The following is a 16,991-nucleotide window of genomic DNA, read 5'->3' on the forward strand; positions in this document are numbered from 1 at the left end:
ACCACAAAGGTGCCACCGTCCGCCGCGATCAAATACGTCAGGTTGCTGAACCCGCCGGGGTACTGCTGAATCTCGCGCACCGCACCCACGCTCGGCGCCTGCGCGGCCGCCCACGCACTCAACGCTGCCAGCGGCATTTCCGCGCTCATCCCTGAGTCTCCCGTCGTTTCGGCATCTCGCCGTCCGCGTATTCCCACAGGGTCATCGTCATCTCTCGGTGTGAGCCGAATCAGCCAGGATACCAACGAGCCGAACGTTGATGTAAAAACTCGATCGACCCACCTTCGTCTTGGCCAGAATCCCTGCCTCGGCGAGCGCGTCCAAGTACTTGGTCGCGGTGATACGCGAAACACCCAAATCGTTTTCTACGAACTGGATTTTCGTGTACGGATGCGCGAACAAATTGTTGATCAGATCCTGCGAGTAGAACTTGAACCCGCTCCGTACCTGATGCTTCACCTCAAGCATTGCCTCTCGAATCGCGACCACCATCGCAATCGCCTCACGCGCGCTCTCCGTCACCGCAGTGAGCATGTACGTCACCCACTCCTCCCACGCCCCCTGCTCCCGCACGGCCAGCAGGAGGCGGTAGTACTCCCCTTTGGTCTGCACAATGTGTCGGCTCATGTACAGCACCGGTATGTCGAGCAGCCCTTCCTTCACAAGAAAGAGCACGTTCAAAATCCGCCCCGTGCGCCCGTTGCCGTCGTAGAACGGATGGATACTCTCAAACCGATGATGCATCACCGCCATCCGCACGAGCGGGTCCATGCGCTCGGTACGCGGCGCATTGATAAACGCCTCGAGTTCAGTCATCAGCGTAATCACGCGCGTCGCATCCTGCGGCGGTGTGTACACCACGTGGCCGGCTCCGTCCTTCAACGTTGTGCCGGGCACCCGCCGAAATCCGGCGCTGTTTTCTTCCAACTTGGCTTGTATCTGCAGTATGTGGTTGTTCGTGATCAGTCCGTCTCGGCGAACGAGATCATAGCCCACCTGCAGCGCCTGACGGTAACGCAACACTTCCTTCGCCGCCGGATTGGCAACTTCGCTGCTGTTGGACGACTCGCGAAAAAGCTCGTCGTGCGTGGTGACAATGTTCTCGATGGCCGACGAGTCCTTCGCCTCCTGTATCCCCAGCGCGCTGATCAAAATGCGCTGGTTCGGAATCGAAGCCGCCACTCCCTTCAGCTCCGCCAACTGACGCGACGCGTCCGTCACCCCCCGCAGAATCGCGGGAGTCTCGAGTGCCGCCTCGTCGAGAGGGGTGAGGTCAAAGGTCGTATATGTCAGTTTACTTTACCTCAGGATCGGATATGTATAGCAATAGGCATAAATCTATACATATACCCTCCTAAATGCAAACAATACGGCCTTTTTCTATCTGGATTCCCCCGCCGGCCCACGCCGGCGCCCTGGCAACCCGTACTCCTTCAAAATCCGGCGCGCCACGCTCGCCTTGTGCACTTCGTCTGGCCCATCATAAATCCGCGACGCGCGCTCGTGCGCATACCAACCGGCCAACGGCGTGTCGTCTGTGACGCCGAGCGCGCCGTGTACTTGAATGGCACGGTCGAGCACCCGCTGCAACACGCCGGCCACGTGGAACTTGATCAAGCTGATCCGCTCACGCGACTCGTGCGCGCCGCGCGCCTCAATCTGGGCGGCCGTGTCTAACACCAACAGCCGCGCCGCGTCCATTTCCGCGCGACTCTCCGCAATCCAGAACTGCACCGCCTGCTGATGCCCCAACAACTCGCCCGGGTTCAGCTCGCGACTCACCGCGCGCTCACACATCAAGCGGAACGCGCGCTCGCAAATGCCAATCCACCGCATGCAATGATGGATGCGCCCTGGGCCGAGCCGCTCCTGCGCCAACTTGAACCCATCCCCCTCGGCGCCCAAAATATTGGTCACCGGTACGCGCACATTCTCATAGCGCAACTCGGCGTGGCTCATCCAATCGCTCCCCGCGTGCCCAAAGGTGCTGATGTTGCGCACCAGCGTAATGCCGGGGGTGTTCATGGGCACAATGATCTGGCTCGCCCGCTTGTGCGGCGCTTCGGCCGGGTTGGTCACCGCCATCACAATGGTGAACGCGCTCCCCTCGGCGCTGCTAATAAACCATTTGTGGCCGTTGATCACATAGTCGTTGCCATCGCGCACCGCCGTGGTGCCCATGTGAATCGGGTTGCTCCCCGCAAACTCCGGCTCGGTCATGCTGAAGCAGCTGCGAATGTCGCCGCGCGCGAGCGGCTCGAGCCACTCTTTTTTCTGCGCCGCGGTGCCGTGGTCGTGCAGCAGCTCGCTGTTGCCGATATCCGGCGCTTGGCAGTTGAACAGGTAGTGCCCAATCGGGCTCTCGCCGAGCAGGGCGGAGACGTGGGCGAACTCGCTCAACGTCATTCCGCGGCCGCCGAGCGATTCCGGGAGATGCGGCGCCCAGAGCCCCCGCTTTTTGACTTCAGCGCGGAGGGTGGCCAGGAATGGCACACTCTCGGCGAAGGGCTTGCTCATCACGCCTGTTTCGGCGGGAAAGACGTGGGAGTCGAGGAAGGAGCGTACTTCCTTTAAGTAGGCAGCGCCGGTGGGGGTCATGCAGGTACCCGTGGCGGGGGAATGGTGAGGGAGGGCGTGGGGGGCGCACTTAGAATCTATCGCGGTGGCGAGGGGGCTGCCATCGGCCGAACCCCGGATTGTAACGTATAACGTTATTCGTTATACTCCGGCCTCATCCACCGAGGCAGGGACATGGCCCGAATCCCCACGCACCGCGCGCCGACCCACCCGGGCGCCATGCTCATGGAAGAGTTTCTCAAGCCGCTCGGTATTACCCAGACGGAGTTAGCCGAGCGCATTGGTGTGTCGTATCCACGTATCAATGAACTGATTCACGGCAAGCGCGGCATGACGCCCGACACCGCGCTGCGGCTGGAACGATTACTTGGCGTGGAGGCAGAGTTCTGGCTGAACCTGCAACTCACTTGGGATCTGTACCACGCGCATCACTCTGCGTTGACGACGGAGTTGAAAAAGATTCGTCCGATCGCGATAGCGTAGCGTCCTCCGGCCGGCCGACGTGGCGAATGCTGTGACAAAGGTCCGCCGCGCACGGTGAGCGTCATTCTTGACACCAATGCCTTGGTGTCCGGCGTGTTCTTTATGTTTCTCGCCGTAGCGTGAGGGGCGGAGCGCCACAGCGCAACGACGACGGTCAGCTACGCGAGCTCGTCGGCCTCAAACACAATGCCGAGGTGCTCGAGGAGGCGGTTCTCAATCTCCGCTTGGTGCTGCGCATCGCTCAGCACACCAATCTTCTCAACCAATCGCAGCGATGAAATCGACCGCACCTGCTGCGGCATGGCGATGCTCGCGTGCTGCGCGGTGAGCGTGCCCGTGGGAAGCAGCACTTCAAACGGATAGACGCGCCGCACTTTGTGCTCGAGCTTAGTGGTCGGCACCACGGTGACCATGCGGAACGTGGCGTTGTAGCCGTCGTTCGACACAACAATCACTGGACGGTGTGCGCCCTTCTGTTCGTGGCCAACGCCAGGTTCGAGATCGGCCCAGTACACATCCCAGCGATGCACCACTCCGGTGTACGACACGCGCTAGCGCTCGTGGTGATCGTGGTCGTGCGCCGAGAGTCCGTCGCTTACGGTGTGGTCGAACGCGCGCGCGGTGTCGTGCATTTCCTTCATAAACTCCGCGTCATCGGCGGCGGCCGCGTACGACTCGTACACATGCTTGCGACGATTGTCGCGCAGTTGAGCGACGATGGCCGCTTCGATAAAGGCGTCCGCGCTGGCTGCTTCGCCTGACTCGACGAGAGCGCGAATTGCGCTGGCCACGGAGTGGTGCAGGCGGAGCGTCACCTTCTTGAGCGGATCTTGCGCGGTAGACCGGCGGCGGCGGCCGGCCGGCGAAGAGGAGGTGGCGTGCGCGGACAAAGTCATCGGACTCGTGGCTCAGAGAATTGTAGTCGAGAACGGCATCCACTCAGCGCCGATCTTCATATGTGTATAGTAGGCAGAATAAGGTATGGCGTCAAGTATGGCACTAAAGCGAGGCTTTATCGTAAATTATTGTCTGTAAACGAGTTAGACACGGTTTGTCGCAGATCTCAGGCAGCCTGATAGCGGGGCTACCGTGCCTTTCGCCGTTTGGTCGCCGCTTGCAACATCGCCACATCGGATTGGTCCCGCTCTCGCCCCGTCGCCCGCTTGTTCTGAATCAGGTGCGCGAGACTCACGAAGGGCACGCGCACACCACCCACCTCCGTTTCGGTGCGGGCCTTATACGCGGCCTCAAACTTCACCCCGTCAATCGAGGTGAGAATATCCACGCGACTCGGCTCCACCCCGACCTGCACAACGATATCGGGCTTCAGTAGATGGGATCGCTTTACCAACCCGCGGGGCGCGCCGAACGCCGCGAGCGCGCCAAGTACGCGATCGGCGTTCTCCGGTGTTCGGTGTATCCAAAAATCGAGATCGCCCGTGGCACGCACGTAGCCGTACTGCGCCATCGCATACGCGCCCACCACCAAATACTCAACGCGCTCGGCGTTGAATGCGGACAACATGTCGCGAAAGTCCGGGTTCAGCACTGACTCGCCCTCCGGTAAAGGCCCAGGCGCTGCGCGCCAATGGCCACATCATCTCCAAGCGTTCGGCCGGAGTCATGGCAAGGGTATCAGTACCTTGGATGTCGTCGCACTGCCGCATCACGCGAACGCGGACGGTGGCACGATCCCGCACGGGAGCCGGCGACCCCGCATGCGACCCCGCATGCGACCCCGCGCGCGGCTTGGTGTGCGGCTTGGTGTGCGGCTCCGCGAATCCTTCGAACACCGCCCCCGGATCGCGCCGCGCAATCTCCAGTAATCGCAGCGCGGCACCCTCCGGCCGGCGACGCTCACCCTCCCAGGCCTGCACGAGCTGCGTGCTGACGTTGAGGAACCGCGCGAATACCGCCTGCGAGGCGCGGAGTGAACGCCGCAAGGCGCGAAGCTGCGCGGCGTTTACGGCGGCTGGGGCTGTTGGCAGCACGGCGCTGCGGAGGTCGCGGGGGGAGGAGGGTGGCATATACTACAATGTCGCATACTACGCTGTAGTACTCAATGCCGAAGCGCGAAGAGCTCCGACTGGGTTCGACGGACGGTACTCCGCGGCCCTGCGGGGGCCGCGGCGCGGCGCTTCGGGCGGCAAGGGAATGGTGGGGGCCGACGAAGGCCTTGGGGTGAAGTTGTTGAGCTGGGCAGGCTTCCAATTTTTGTATATTGTCATAATATACACATCTGATGCTCGCCAACTGCCGAGTGGAGCGCGAACGATATGAGCAAGCGTGCGAAGCAAATGAAACTCAAACCCATCCCGAAATTTGCTTCCGATGAGGAAGCGGGTGCCTTCTGGATGACGCATGACACCACGGACTACATCGACTGGAGCAAGGGTCGCAAGGTGTCGTTCCCCAACCTCAAGCCCTCCACCCAAACCATCTCGCTCCGGCTGCCGCTCGGCATGCTCGATGAACTCCGCGCGCTCGCCAACGAACGTGACGTACCCTACCAATCGCTCATGAAAGTCTATCTCGCCGATCGGATTGCGGAGGAGCGAGGACAGTATCCGGTCACAGCAGTCGGCTCACCGGCGAAGGCTCCGGCCAAGAAGGCGCCCCACAAGAAGGCTCCCCACAAGAAGGTGGCGAAATAGCCGCCGCCTCGGAGTGACCGTTGCGGCGGAAAAGAAATTTCGGTACGTTATTCTGTACCGTTCTATTTTTCACGAGACACCCATGGCAACGCTGAAACCAAGCCGCGACATCCAGCCGGTAACCGAGTTCCGCGCAAACGCAGCCCACTTCATTGGTCAAGTGCGCGAGAGTGGAGCGCCGATGTACCTCACACAGCATGGACGGAGTGCGGCAGTATTGCTCGATATCGCCGCTTACGAAGCGCTGACGGAAGAACTCGAACTGCTTCGGGACGTCCGCGCCGCCGAGGATGAGGTGGCCGACGGCAAAACACTCTCGCACGCCGCAGTCGCTAAGAAATTGCGGAGCCGTCACGCCAAGTGAACGTCGTCTGGTCGCCTCGTGCCCTCCAGCGTGCGACGGAGGCAGTCGATTTCATCGCCAAGGATCGGCCGCAGGCCGCTACGGCGTGGCTCGAACAACTTCTGGCGCGGATCTCCGCGCTCGATCGACTCGCAAAGCGCGGTCGGATAGTGCCGGAAATCAATCGGCCGGAGTATCGCGAAATCTTGCACGCGCCGTATCGCGTGATCTACCGCGTGGACGGCAAGCGCGTGGTGGTACTGACCATCAGGCACGCCCGCCGCGCGTGGGATACGGCGGAGATCACTGACGGCTGAAGGAGACCTATTTCCCCACCTTCTTCCCCTTCTCCGCCAGCGCCACCCACTGCTCCGTGGTCAGCTGCTCCATCCAGCTGAACTCCCCGGCCCCCTTAATAAACTCGCCGCCATCAATGCGAATGCACTCGCCGTTGATATACTCGGCTTGGTCGCTCACCAAGTAGCTCGCGAGATTCGCCAACTCCTCATACCGCCCCACGCGCTTGAGCGGAATACGGTTGATCGCCGAGGCGTGCAGCGCGGGGTCGGGCATCAACCGCTCCCACGCGCCTGGCGTGGGGAACGGGCCGGGCGCAATGCACACCATCGTAATGCCATAGCGCGCCCACTCCACGGCGAGTGATTTACTCATTGCGAGCACCGCGGCCTTGCCGGCGGCGCTGGGCACTACAAAGGCACTGCCGCTGTCGGTATACGTGGCCACAATGCTGAGCACGCGCCCTTTGTGCTTGGTGGCAATCCACTTTTTGCCGAGGGCGAGCGTCACATAAAAGGTGCCGTGCGCCACAATACCGAGCACCGCATCCACCGCGCGATGTGAGAGCAACTCCGTGGGCGAAGTAAAGTTGCCGGCGGCGTTGTTCACGAGAATATCTACGCCGCCGTAATGCTCCCACGCGGCGGCGACCATGTTCTCCACCTGCTCGGGGTCGCGCACGTCGCACGGAATGGTGAACACTTCGCCGCCCTTCGCCGCCACCATTTCGGTGGCGGCGGTTTTCAACACTTCTTCACGTCGCCCGCAGATAGCGAGATTGGCGCCGAGTTCGAGGTAGCGTTCTCCCATGGCTCGGCCGAGTCCGGTGCCGCCGCCGGTGATGAGAACGACTTTGCCTTTGAGGAGATCTTTCTCGAACACGCGTAGCTCCTGAGCGATGCGGAAGAGTGTTGCGCGCGCACGGTGAATGCCGCACGTGAGGCATTCACCGTGCGCGCGGCGTGCTACTTGTTGCCGGCCTTGGCCTTGGCAACGATGTCCTTGATTTCACTCACCAAGCGCGGCCCGTTGTAGGGGATGCCGTCCTTGATGATCCACTCGGGTCCGAGCGTTTTTACTTCCTTGCCGTCGCGAATGGCGCTCGTGCCACCGGCGTAGAGCACCTTGATGTCTTCGAGCGGATTGCCATCCACAACAATTAGATCAGCAAGAAAGCCGGCGCGGATGCGGCCGATTTTGTTTTCCATGCCGAGGATTTTGGCGTTGTTGCCGGTGCAATGCTGAATGATCTTGATGGGGTTGAAGCCGGCTTCCTGATGCAGTTCCATCTCGCGCACGAGGCCATAGCCGTACACCTCGTAAATAAAGCCCGCATCGTCGCCGCAACCGATGATGCCGCCCTTGCGTTCAAAATCGCGCAGCGCGCCCATCCAAAGCGCGTAGTTCTCCTTCCAGTACACTTCGTCGGTGCTGCTCCAGCCAATGAAGTACGAGCCGTGGTTAGCGGGGTCGGGCTTGAAGTAGTTGGCGAGCGAGGGGTGCAACATGTCCTTGAACCAAGGTTGGTTCTGCGCGCGCTGCAGATCGCGGCTGGCTTCGTAAATGTCGAGCGTAGGCACCCACGTCACGTTCGCCTTGACCATCGCGGTGAGCAGCGAGTCGAGAATCTTGGGGTCGGCCTCGCGCCACAAGCGACCGGCCCAACGAAAGCGGTCGGTCTCATTCAAATAGTTGTAGTTGCTCGGAAAGTGCTGACGGAGATCGGGAATGGCGGCGTCGGGAATGCCGTACCAGTGTTCGATGCTGCGACCGCCAAACTTCACTTCGTCCCACGCGTTGGTTTCTTCCACGCCAATGTGGTGCGCGGTGGGAAGCCCAACCTTGTGCGCTTCGTCGTACGCGGCTTCCATGAGATCGCGATCGATGCCGCCGAACTTCACGCCATCGGCGCCAAGGGCTTTGAGGCGGCGAATATGTTCGCGCGCGAGCGCGGGCGTGGTCACGCCGCGCCCTTCTTCGTTGGCGAACTGCGGATACACCAGAATGCGCGGCGCAACAATCTCGGCTTTGGCCGACTTCTCGCGCAGATCGATCGCGCCCTTGTTGTTCTCAGCGCCCACTTCGCGCACGGTCGTGATGCCGTTGGCGAGTTGCAGCTTCATATAGTAGTCGAACCCGCCCATGCTCTGGCCGGAGCGATTGCTCTGCATGTGCGTGTGCGAGTTGATCAACCCGGGCAGCACGGTGCGGCCGGTGGCGTCAATCTGAATGTCGCCCTGTGGCCGGCGCGCCTGCCCGCGATTGAGCGCTACGGGGTCGAGGTTTACGATTTGCGTGATCGTGTTGCCGTCGATCACAATGTCCACGGGCCCGCGCGCGGGGGTGCCGTTGCCGTCAACGATCATCGCGTTGCGAATGACGAGACGGGCTGGGCGGGTGCCGTGTGTAACACCCTTTGTCTGGGCGGCGAGCGGAAAGGCGGCCACCGCGAGCAAGAGCGCGGCACGGGTAAGGCGGGTCATGGGGTCTCCAAGGGAAAAGGCGCTCGCATACGTTATCGCCTGTGCTTGTGACTCGCTACCAGCGCCGCTTTTGGATTGGTCCGCACTCCGTCGCTTATGGATTGGTCCGCGCGACGCCGCGCGAAAAGGGGTCTCCCCTTCGGGCGTCCATACAGCGAGCGCCCTACGGCGAGACCCCTTTCCGCGGGCTGCGTGGGGGAGCTGTCCTGGGGCTGGTGTGTTCGAGTGAGTCCGGGGCGGCGACGCTCGATGGGCGCTACAGAGCGGGCGGGCGCACACGCGACACTCGTCGCTCGCTACGGGCAGGGCGCAAGCGAAGGCCCCCCGCAGAAGGCGCTCGCTGTATGGACGCCGTATGCGGGGGGCCTTCGCGCAGCGACCGGGTCTGATCAACGCGCTAGATTATCACACCGAGCCGACGCACTGGAGACGTACATGGATATGAATCGACGCGAAATGCTGGCCTCGGTCGGCGGGATTGCCGCCGCGCAGTCGTTTGGCTTGGGCGCCAGTGCGCCCGCCACGGGCGATGCGCGGCCCACTGAAATGCCCGCGCCCGGCGCGGAGTTTCCACGGAAGGCCGACTTTACCATTGAGAACGGTTACTCCTATCTCAATGCCGCGTACACGCACCCCATTCCCAAGGTGTCTGTGGAGGCCGCGCGGGCCGCAGCTGATCGGCGTGGCGCGATGCGCGCACCGGTGGCCTCTGGACCGAGCGCGCCCACGCCGCGGGCGCTCTTTGCGCAGTTGATCAATGCTAAGCCGTCGGAGATTGCGCACGTCTCGAGCACGAGCGCCGGCGAGAATCTTGTGACGCGCGCGCTCGGGCTCGATCATCGCTTTGATGGCAATGTGGTGACCGACGGGCTGCACTTTGAAGGTTCCATTATGCATCTCATGGAACTCAAAAAGCGCGGACTCGACGTGCGCGTAGTACAACCCACCGCCGACGCGCGCATCGATATGCGCGACCTCGAACGCGCGGTCAATAACAAAACGCGCCTCATCGAAGTGTCAGCCGCGGCGATGTACAATGGCTTTCAGCACGACCTTAAAGCCGTGGCCGACCTCGCGCATGCGCACGGCGCGTATGTGTACGCCGACATTGTGCACGCGGCGGGCGCCGAACCCTTTGATGTGAAAGCCACGGGCATCGACTTTGCCTCCTGCTCCAGCTTCAAATGGCTGATGGGCGACTTTGGGCTCGGCTTTCTCTACGCGAGCGAGAAGGTACTCGACACAATCGAACGTCCCGTACACGGCTACTACCAAGCCGATGACATTGACGCCAACTATCCGCCCACCCTTCCGGCGGGTGGCTACACGCCCGTGTCGTACAGCTTCAATCGCACGGCACAGGGGATATTCGAAACGGGTTCACTCACTGGGAGCGTGGAAGTGAACGTCACGCTCCTCGCCACGTCGCTGCAATACGTGCAGGCGCTTGGCGTGGCCAACATTCAGGCGCATCGCCTGCCGCTCATTCGTAAACTGCAGCAGGAAATGCCGCGCTTTGGTTTTTCGAGCGTAACGCCGAGTACTGCGACCGGTGGCAATGTGACCTTTGCCAAAGCCAATGTTGGCTCGAGCGATGTGCCCAAGCGACTCGCGGCCGCAAAGATCAACGTGCGCGTGACGAAGAACTGGTTGCGGGTGTCACCGTCGGTCTATAACGACATGGCAGACATCGACCGCCTGCTCGAGGCGCTTTCATAGCGCACCTCGACGCATTCATCGGTCACGGATGATATGCGCGCAGGGCGCCGACGCTCGATGCGTCGGCGCCCTTGTACTTTACCGGTCGAACCGAATCCGCAGCATGCGGCTCGCGCTCACCTCAAAGCCGTTGATCTTGCCGCTCGCGTCGCGAGTGAAGGCAACAAAGCCCTGCCCCATGGTGAATGCATCCTTCATCACCGGCTCCATCGGCGACTCACCAATCGCGCGGCCCGCAATAAGCAGTTTTCCATTCTCATTGCGCACGGTCCAGCTGGTTCCCAACTCCGCGCTCGTATAGACGCCCACGATTTGCGCGAGTTCGCTCGAGGTTGGCGTAACCGTTTCAATACGACGATAGCTGCCACTCGGCGCCCCGCCCCGTGTCAACGCAGCGCGCGTGCGCCCTTCGGTAAAGGCCAGCGTCACGGCGCCGCCCATTGCCTCCAGTTGATTTTCACGCGACGATGAAAGCGGAAGTTTTGCACCGAGCACTGAGAGCACACCTTTGCCGCCATCATTGGTGATGCTCAGCACTGACTGATGCTCTTCCGAGAAGTAGCTGCCAACATAGGGCGCGGCATCGAACGTCGCAGATTGAGCGCTCGTACCTTGAGCAACCGCTGGCGATTTCGCTCCACCCGCGGGCTCCTTGAACGCCTGTGCTAGCACAACGTCGGCCACACGCTCCGAGCGGGATTGCGTGTCGGCGTTCCCCACATTGCAGGTGAGCCCAATGGAGAGCCCCTGCTCGGGAAAACGCATGAGCATCGCACGGTAACCGGCCCAGGCGCCGCCGTGATGCACGCGCCGAAGGCCACGATATGTGTCCACGAACAGGCCGCGCGCATAGCGCACGCTGTCGCCATTGTTCAGCGCGCCGCGCTCCTGCATGCGACTGATCAACGCCGTGCCGCCAACTTTAGCGTCGTAGAAATTAGCGTCCCACTTGGCGAGCTCGAGCACGTTGGTGTTGACGGCACCGTCGCCGGCTTGGTCCCAATCGGACATGTCAATCGAAAACCCACCCTTCTCACTCGGCGAATACGCGGTGGCGCGATGCGCAAGAATGGCCGTGTGATCGGTGCGGAAATGCGTGATGGGCATGCCGAGCGGGGTGAAGAAATTGGTTTTCGCAAAATCACCCAACGTTTGCCCAGTGACGCGTTTGACAATCACGGAGAGGAGAAAGAAGCCGCTGTTACTGTAGTCCCAGTTGGTGCCTGGGGCAAAGTTCAGATTGCGTTGCGCGACGATGATTTTGAGTGCGTCGGCGTCGTCGGTAAAATCTTCGAAGTAGTGTCCGCCGAGGTAGAGGAGGCCGTTGTAGTCACGCAGGCCGCTCGTGTGCCGGAGCATGTGATCGATGGTGATGGTCGATCCGTAGCTTGGCAGTTCGGGAATGAATTTGCGAACGTCGTCGGAGAGCGAGAGTTTGCCTTGGTTGGCCAACATCACAATGGACGCGGCTGCGAACTGTTTGGATGTGGAACCAATATCAAAAACGGTTTTGGGAGTGATGGGAACGCCGAGGTTAAGGTCGGCCATTCCGTACCCTTTGGCGTAAAGAATCTTGCCGCGGTTGTAGATACCGACGGCGCACCCTGGTGTGTTCTTGCCAAAATCTTTGAACACCGCGTCGATCTGCGCTGGCGCAAGGGCAAAGGCACTTGCCTGTGCGCGAAGACCTGCTGGCACACACAACGCCGCGGCGACGGCAACAGCGAACAGAGCGTTGCGCGACGCCGCGCGCGATGTGTTCAAAGCCATAACAGTTCGAAGAGAGTGAGTGGTTGGATGAATCGAAGCGTGTGCGCTGTTGTTACTGCAGCACCTTCGGCCCGAGCGTGTACTTGGAAATCCATTCGTACTCGCGCTTCATGCGATCCATTTGGTGATAATACTCGGTAAAGCCGTGCCCTTCGCGCGGGTAAAACACGAGCTCGGTGGTCTTGCCGCGATCTTTGAGCGCACGATAAAACTCCATCGGCTGTCCAATCGGCACGCGTTCATCGTTACCACCGTGCAGAATGAGTAGCGGCGTGGTGACTTTGTCGCTGTAGCTGATGGCGGAGCGTTCGAGGTAGTGCTTGATGTTCGCGTTCACAATACTGCCGTCGTACTGTGGCATACCATTGAAGAAGGTGTCGATGTAGCCCGGAATGTCGGTGGTGCCGGCCATCGAGAGCATCGAGGGCAGTCCAGCGCCCATCATCGCGGCCTTGAAGCGCCCCGTCTGCGACACCACCCACGACGTCATGTAGCCGCCGTAGCTCCAGCCTTCAAAGGCCATGCGTGTGGAGTCCACGACGCCGGTGCGAATGAGTTCGTCCACGCCGGTCATGATGTCGCGGTAATCGCCGCCGCCCCAATCGGGAATATTGCCGCGCATCCACTTTTCGCCGTATCCGGTGGAGCCGCGCGGATTGGGATACAGCACTGCCCATCCCTGCGACGCCCACGTTTGCCCGGGGCTCGTGCCGCCCTTGAAGCCATTCGTGTGCGCGCCGGTGGGACCACCATGCGCCGAAACAAGAAGGGGCACTTTGGTGCCGGCGGTGTAGCCTACGGGCTTGAGCAACACGCCTTCTACTAACGAACCGTCCTTGCTCTTCCAGGTAATGATTTCCGAGCGGCCCATGGCAATCTCTGCGAGCCACGGATTGGTATTGGTGATGCGCTTGGGCGTTGGCGCGGCGGCATCTTGCACAAATATTTCTGCGGGCCAATCGGGCGTGTCGAGCACCATCGCCATCTTGCTGCCGTCGCGGTTAACCGAGAGGCCACCCACAAGCACGTCCTTGGTGATCTTGGCGTAGCTCTTGGTGGCAATGGTGTAATCGTAGAGACTTTGCCACACGCGATCACTCGCGGTGAACCAGATGTGCTTGCCGTCTGGCGACCAGCGCGGTTCGCCCACGGCCACATCAAACGACGCCTGCGCATGATCAGTGAGGGCGCGCGTGGCGACGTCGAACATCATGAGATGTTCATTGCGCAGCGTGCGCGGCATGATGCCGTCCTTATACCCTTTCCACTCTTGACCGATCGCGGTGTAGGCAATGGTCTTGCCGTCGGGCGAGAACGACGGCGTGCTCATTGCTTCGTGCGCGGTGGTAAGTGCATCGAGCTGCTTGGTGGCGATGGTCACCACATACGCATCGCGACGCTGATCGCGAATGAGATTGGTGGGCGACGCATCAAAGGCGAGCTTGGTGCCATCGGGCGACCAGTTCGGCGCACCGCGAACGGTGTACTCGCCGCTCGTAATCTTGGTGGCCTTCTTGGTGGCAACGTCTACCACCCAGATATGGCTGAGTCGCAGATCGCCTTCATACACTTTGGGATCGTCGCGGCGGCGTAGCTTGGCTTCGGCGTCGCGCGAGATCGAGTCGGTGGTGAGGTACGCAATGCGCTGGCCGTCGGGGCTCCACGAATAGGCGGTGACACCGTCGCGCGCGGAGGTGATGGACCAGGCCTCGCCGCCATCGGAATTGAGCAACCAAAGCTGCGGACGCGGACCGTCTTCACCGGTGGCCGCGCCGCGCGCGCTCACAAAGGCAATGAGCGAACCGTCGGGCGACCAACGTGGCTGCGATTCCCCGCGCTCGCTGAAGGTGAGCTGCCGAGTGGTGCCGCCCGTGTAGGGCACGATCCACACGTGGGAGCGACGATCGTGTTTGTCGCCGAGTGCGGTGTCGCCGCGTGCGGGATTGGCGTTGGTGTGTTCCCACGCTGATACCGTGTAGAGCACACGATCGCCCGCGGGCGAGATGGAAGCTCCGGCCACGCCGCGGACGCGCATAATGTCGTCCGCATTCATGGGGCGTTTGCTCTGCGCGCTGAGGGCAGCGGGGAGCAACGCGGCGATCAAGCCGAGTACGCGCGCGGATGCGGCGCGGGACGATCGTGACAGCATGGAAAACTCCGAGTGGGGTGCGTGTCGAATATGCGACGAACACACACCTCGCACCAGCCGCTCCGGAGGCAACAACAACGGCGCTACGCCATATGGGGCGTAGCGCCGCGGGGTGTTACTGATGTTACTGGTGTTTCTGGCGTACCGGCTACTCGCCCTGCTTGCATTACGCCTGTGCGACGACGGCTTCGGATTCGAGCGTGATTTTCACTTCGTCGCCCACCACCACACCGCCGGTCTCGAGCGCGCTGTTCCAGGTGAGCCCCCAGTCGGAGCGCTTGAGCTTGGCCGACACATTGATGGCGGCGCGGCTCAGCCCCCACGGATCCTTCATGATGCCGGTGATTTCGCCGGTCATGGTGAGCGGCTTGGTGACGCCACGCATGGTGAAGTCGCCCGTGACGGTGATGTCGGTGCCCTTCTGCTCAACCTTCGAGGACACGAACGTCATGGCCGGGAAGTTGGTGACGTCAAAGAAATCGGCGCCGCGGAGGTGATTGTCGCGGTCGGCCACGTTGGTGTCGATGCTGGCAACGTCAATGTCGATCTTGGCGCTGAGGAGCGTGCCGGCATCATCGGTGGTGGCAGTGCCGGTGACGGTCTTGAAGCGTCCCTTGACCGTCGAGATCATCAGATGCTTCACCGCGAACTCGGCGATGCTGTGGGTGGTGTCGAGATTCCAGTTCATATGTACTCCAAAGGTGTTGGGGAGCGGTACGGAGATATTTCCGTGGTAAGTATCTTACTACTGAGAATATATTGATTTGTTGGGCGATGTCAATGGAGGGGTGTCACCAGGCGGAAGCAGTGCCAGCGCCCGGGCCTCTTTGCTCGCCGCCGCCGGGGTTTGGCGGAGGCCGCGAACCGAGCCTACTCGCCTACTCGGCTACTCGGCTACTCGGCTACTCGCCTACTCGCCTACTCGCCTACTCGCCTACTCGCCTGCGAGGGTCGCGGCGGTGAGCCCGAGCTTCTTGAGCAGCACGGCGGCCACCTTTTGGTCGGCCTGGCTCAGCCCGGCAACGGCGGCGGTCATCACTTTGGCGTGGTTCGGAAAAATGTCGCGCAGCAGCTTTTCGCCGGCCGCCGTGAGTTGTGCGTAGCGTGCGCGACGATCCGTGGGGCACGCTTGGCGCGCGACGAGTCCGCGTTTCTCGAGACGATCCACCAAGAAGGTGGTGCCGCCACTCGAGACGAGCACGCGCTTTTGCACTTCGCCGAGGAGCATCGGGCCCTTGTGATACAGGAGCTCGAGCACGGCGAACTCACCCGTGGTGAGATCGTGGCGTTGGATGTCGCGCGCCGAAAACGCAGAGACGGCGTTGAAGGCGCGGGCCAGCACCACCCAGAGGTTGAGCGCGGTGGCGGTTTTGGGATCGAAGGCCGCCGGCGGGCGCGACGATCGGAGGGCCGGCATGGCTGGGGTGTCGGCGCTGGCGGCCGGAGCGGCCTTCGCAGACTTGGCGCGCGGAGCGCGTGGGGACGACACGGGGGATTTCATCTCAGTTCTAAGGTATTACGGACAGCGCGGAGTCGCAATAGCAAAAACAGTCGGCGGACCTCACGCCGAAATGCGCTAAGATGTTGTTGGATAAGGGGTTGTGATATGATAGCTTTTACGCTATCTTGATAGCTATATGGCTATCTCATCTATATCAGTCGCGTTGCACGACGCGCGTACCAGTGCGGGGCTCTCGCAGCGCGAGCTCGCTGATGCGGCGGGGACAGCGCAGTCGGTGGTCGCGCGCATTGAACGCGACGCGGTGAGCCCGACCATCGCGACACTCGAACGTCTGGCCCGCGCGGCGGGGTGTGAGCTGGAGCTGCGCTTGGTACCGGCACCGGTTCGCGACCCGGTGATCGAGGCCTACAAAAAAGATGTGGATCGCACGTTGTTGCGTGAAAACATTCAGAAGAGTGTGGAAATGCGATTGCAATCGCTCTGCGATCATTGGACATTCGCTGAAGAACTCAAACGTGCGGGAAAGGCCATGCGCACGCAGTGCACGAAACCGAAAACGAGGCCACACCCGTGACGCCATTTCCTGCACTCTTGAACATGCTGAGCCGAGGGCAGGTGGATTTTGTGCTCGTGGGTGGTGTGGCCGCCATCGCGCATGGTTCGGCGCGCCTCACGCAGGATGTAGACGTGGTGTACGCACGGACCGAGGCGAATCTTGAACGGCTCGTGCAGGCCGTGCGGCCGCACGCGCCGTATTTGCGCGGCGCGCCGCCAGGACTGCCATTCGATTGGTCGGTGGCCACGCTGCGCGCGGGCCTCAACTTTACGCTCGTCACCGCCCTGGGCCCGCTCGACCTACTTGGCGAAATCACGGGCGGCGGACGTTACGAAGACATCCTGCCACACACGGCAACGCTCTCGGTGTTCGGGCACGACACGCGGGTGCTCGACCTGCCTTGGTTGATCAAGGTCAAGCGCGCAGCGGGGCGGCCCAAGGACTTTGAAGTGCTGGCCGAACTGGAAGCGCTGGACGAAGAGCGGCGTCTTTCGTGAG

At 61.6% G+C, this 16,991-nt stretch carries 18 protein-coding genes and 1 pseudogene; 7 read left to right on the top strand and 12 right to left on the bottom strand.

Annotation, left to right across the window (positions count from 1 at the left end; all coding sequences use genetic code 11):
* Positions 1 to 207: 207 nt before the first annotated feature.
* Both NTZ43_13675 and NTZ43_13680 read right to left on the bottom strand, forming a co-directional pair.
* Positions 208 to 1,221 (bottom strand): Fic family protein, encoded by a 1,014-nt coding sequence (locus tag NTZ43_13675; GenBank protein ID MCX5768263.1) that lies wholly within the window; start codon positions 1,219 to 1,221, stop codon positions 208 to 210.
* 159 nt (positions 1,222 to 1,380) lie between these two features.
* Positions 1,381 to 2,598, bottom strand: coding sequence for an acyl-CoA dehydrogenase family protein (locus NTZ43_13680; protein ID MCX5768264.1), 1,218 nt, complete (start codon positions 2,596 to 2,598; stop codon positions 1,381 to 1,383).
* 153 nt (positions 2,599 to 2,751) lie between these two features.
* Here NTZ43_13680 and NTZ43_13685 point away from each other — a divergent pair, with 153 nt between their 5' ends.
* Positions 2,752 to 3,060 carry a HigA family addiction module antitoxin gene (locus tag NTZ43_13685; GenBank protein ID MCX5768265.1) on the top strand — a complete coding sequence of 103 codons (309 nt, stop codon included), beginning with the start codon at positions 2,752 to 2,754 and terminating at the stop codon, positions 3,058 to 3,060.
* 158 nt (positions 3,061 to 3,218) lie between these two features.
* Here NTZ43_13685 and NTZ43_13690 read toward each other — a convergent pair whose 3' ends face one another.
* From NTZ43_13690 to NTZ43_13705, 4 genes are all read right to left on the bottom strand, one after another.
* Positions 3,219 to 3,608 carry a type II toxin-antitoxin system PemK/MazF family toxin gene (locus NTZ43_13690; GenBank protein ID MCX5768266.1) on the bottom strand — a complete coding sequence of 130 codons (390 nt, stop codon included), beginning with the start codon at positions 3,606 to 3,608 and terminating at the stop codon, positions 3,219 to 3,221.
* Positions 3,609 to 3,611: 3 nt separating this feature from the next.
* On the bottom strand, positions 3,612 to 3,956 hold the full coding sequence (locus NTZ43_13695) for a hypothetical protein (GenBank protein ID MCX5768267.1): 345 nt from the start codon (positions 3,954 to 3,956) through the stop codon (positions 3,612 to 3,614).
* Between the two features lie 188 nt (positions 3,957 to 4,144).
* Positions 4,145 to 4,585, bottom strand: a complete 441-nt coding sequence (locus tag NTZ43_13700; protein ID MCX5768268.1) for a nucleotidyltransferase — start codon at positions 4,583 to 4,585, stop codon at positions 4,145 to 4,147.
* Positions 4,554 to 5,087, bottom strand: coding sequence for a hypothetical protein (locus tag NTZ43_13705; protein MCX5768269.1), 534 nt, complete (start codon positions 5,085 to 5,087; stop codon positions 4,554 to 4,556). The genes NTZ43_13700 and NTZ43_13705 overlap by 32 nt, the downstream gene beginning before the upstream one ends.
* Positions 5,088 to 5,357: 270 nt before the next feature.
* On the opposite strand from NTZ43_13705, the pseudogene NTZ43_13710 reads away from it, so the two are divergent.
* The 3 genes and pseudogenes from NTZ43_13710 (at position 5,358) to NTZ43_13720 (ending at position 6,374) form a co-directional block, all read left to right on the top strand.
* Positions 5,358 to 5,609, top strand: a pseudogene (locus tag NTZ43_13710) (BrnA antitoxin family protein).
* 187 nt (positions 5,610 to 5,796) lie between these two features.
* The gene (locus NTZ43_13715; protein ID MCX5768270.1) at positions 5,797 to 6,078 is read left to right on the top strand and encodes a type II toxin-antitoxin system Phd/YefM family antitoxin; all 282 of its coding nucleotides are present in this window, start codon (positions 5,797 to 5,799) and stop codon (positions 6,076 to 6,078) included.
* A complete protein-coding gene (locus NTZ43_13720; GenBank protein MCX5768271.1) occupies positions 6,075 to 6,374 on the top strand; it encodes a type II toxin-antitoxin system RelE/ParE family toxin in 300 nt (99 codons plus the stop codon). The genes NTZ43_13715 and NTZ43_13720 overlap by 4 nt, the downstream gene beginning before the upstream one ends.
* A gap of 7 nt (positions 6,375 to 6,381) precedes the next feature.
* Here NTZ43_13720 and NTZ43_13725 read toward each other — a convergent pair whose 3' ends face one another.
* Both NTZ43_13725 and NTZ43_13730 read right to left on the bottom strand, forming a co-directional pair.
* Positions 6,382 to 7,236 carry an SDR family oxidoreductase gene (locus NTZ43_13725; protein ID MCX5768272.1) on the bottom strand — a complete coding sequence of 285 codons (855 nt, stop codon included), beginning with the start codon at positions 7,234 to 7,236 and terminating at the stop codon, positions 6,382 to 6,384.
* A gap of 83 nt (positions 7,237 to 7,319) precedes the next feature.
* Positions 7,320 to 8,837, bottom strand: coding sequence for an amidohydrolase family protein (locus NTZ43_13730; protein ID MCX5768273.1), 1,518 nt, complete (start codon positions 8,835 to 8,837; stop codon positions 7,320 to 7,322).
* A gap of 441 nt (positions 8,838 to 9,278) precedes the next feature.
* Here NTZ43_13730 and NTZ43_13735 point away from each other — a divergent pair, with 441 nt between their 5' ends.
* Positions 9,279 to 10,556, top strand: a complete 1,278-nt coding sequence (locus NTZ43_13735; protein MCX5768274.1) for an aminotransferase class V-fold PLP-dependent enzyme — start codon at positions 9,279 to 9,281, stop codon at positions 10,554 to 10,556.
* Between the two features lie 78 nt (positions 10,557 to 10,634).
* Here NTZ43_13735 and NTZ43_13740 read toward each other — a convergent pair whose 3' ends face one another.
* The 4 genes from NTZ43_13740 to NTZ43_13755 all read right to left on the bottom strand — a co-directional run bounded on the left by NTZ43_13740 (position 10,635) and on the right by NTZ43_13755 (position 15,964).
* Entirely contained in the window at positions 10,635 to 12,326 is a 1,692-nt protein-coding gene (locus NTZ43_13740) for a serine hydrolase (GenBank protein MCX5768275.1), read from the bottom strand.
* Positions 12,327 to 12,378: 52 nt separating this feature from the next.
* Positions 12,379 to 14,475: a S9 family peptidase gene (locus tag NTZ43_13745; protein MCX5768276.1), complete on the bottom strand. Its 2,097-nt coding sequence runs from the start codon at positions 14,473 to 14,475 to the stop codon at positions 12,379 to 12,381.
* Between the two features lie 166 nt (positions 14,476 to 14,641).
* Positions 14,642 to 15,163, bottom strand: a complete 522-nt coding sequence (locus NTZ43_13750; GenBank protein ID MCX5768277.1) for a YceI family protein — start codon at positions 15,161 to 15,163, stop codon at positions 14,642 to 14,644.
* 246 nt (positions 15,164 to 15,409) lie between these two features.
* Entirely contained in the window at positions 15,410 to 15,964 is a 555-nt protein-coding gene (locus NTZ43_13755; GenBank protein MCX5768278.1) for a MarR family transcriptional regulator, read from the bottom strand.
* A gap of 148 nt (positions 15,965 to 16,112) precedes the next feature.
* Here NTZ43_13755 and NTZ43_13760 point away from each other — a divergent pair, with 148 nt between their 5' ends.
* Entirely contained in the window at positions 16,113 to 16,511 is a 399-nt protein-coding gene (locus tag NTZ43_13760) for a helix-turn-helix transcriptional regulator (GenBank protein ID MCX5768279.1), read from the top strand.
* Positions 16,508 to 16,990 (top strand): hypothetical protein, encoded by a 483-nt coding sequence (locus NTZ43_13765; protein MCX5768280.1) that lies wholly within the window; start codon positions 16,508 to 16,510, stop codon positions 16,988 to 16,990. The genes NTZ43_13760 and NTZ43_13765 overlap by 4 nt, the downstream gene beginning before the upstream one ends.
* Position 16,991 lies beyond the last annotated feature (1 nt).

This window comes from Gemmatimonadota bacterium (assembly GCA_026387915.1).
Lineage (GTDB): Bacteria > Gemmatimonadota > Gemmatimonadetes > Gemmatimonadales > Gemmatimonadaceae > Fen-1231.

Excerpts from the sequence above, each read along its gene's own strand:
- NTZ43_13680 (MCX5768264.1), bottom strand. The coding sequence starts at position 2,598 with ATGACCCCCACCGGCGCTGCCTACTTAAAGGAAGTACGCTCCTTCCTC.
- NTZ43_13685 (MCX5768265.1), top strand. The coding sequence starts at position 2,752 with ATGGCCCGAATCCCCACGCACCGCGCGCCGACCCACCCGGGCGCCATG.
- NTZ43_13695 (MCX5768267.1), bottom strand. The coding sequence starts at position 3,956 with ATGACTTTGTCCGCGCACGCCACCTCCTCTTCGCCGGCCGGCCGCCGC.
- NTZ43_13700 (MCX5768268.1), bottom strand. The coding sequence starts at position 4,585 with ATGTTGTCCGCATTCAACGCCGAGCGCGTTGAGTATTTGGTGGTGGGC.
- NTZ43_13705 (MCX5768269.1), bottom strand. The coding sequence starts at position 5,087 with ATGCCACCCTCCTCCCCCCGCGACCTCCGCAGCGCCGTGCTGCCAACA.
- NTZ43_13715 (MCX5768270.1), top strand. The coding sequence starts at position 5,797 with ATGGCAACGCTGAAACCAAGCCGCGACATCCAGCCGGTAACCGAGTTC.
- NTZ43_13730 (MCX5768273.1), bottom strand. The coding sequence starts at position 8,837 with ATGACCCGCCTTACCCGTGCCGCGCTCTTGCTCGCGGTGGCCGCCTTT.
- NTZ43_13735 (MCX5768274.1), top strand. The coding sequence starts at position 9,279 with ATGAATCGACGCGAAATGCTGGCCTCGGTCGGCGGGATTGCCGCCGCG.
- NTZ43_13740 (MCX5768275.1), bottom strand. The coding sequence starts at position 12,326 with ATGGCTTTGAACACATCGCGCGCGGCGTCGCGCAACGCTCTGTTCGCT.
- NTZ43_13745 (MCX5768276.1), bottom strand. The coding sequence starts at position 14,475 with ATGCTGTCACGATCGTCCCGCGCCGCATCCGCGCGCGTACTCGGCTTG.
- NTZ43_13750 (MCX5768277.1), bottom strand. The coding sequence starts at position 15,163 with ATGAACTGGAATCTCGACACCACCCACAGCATCGCCGAGTTCGCGGTG.
- NTZ43_13760 (MCX5768279.1), top strand. The coding sequence starts at position 16,113 with ATGGCTATCTCATCTATATCAGTCGCGTTGCACGACGCGCGTACCAGT.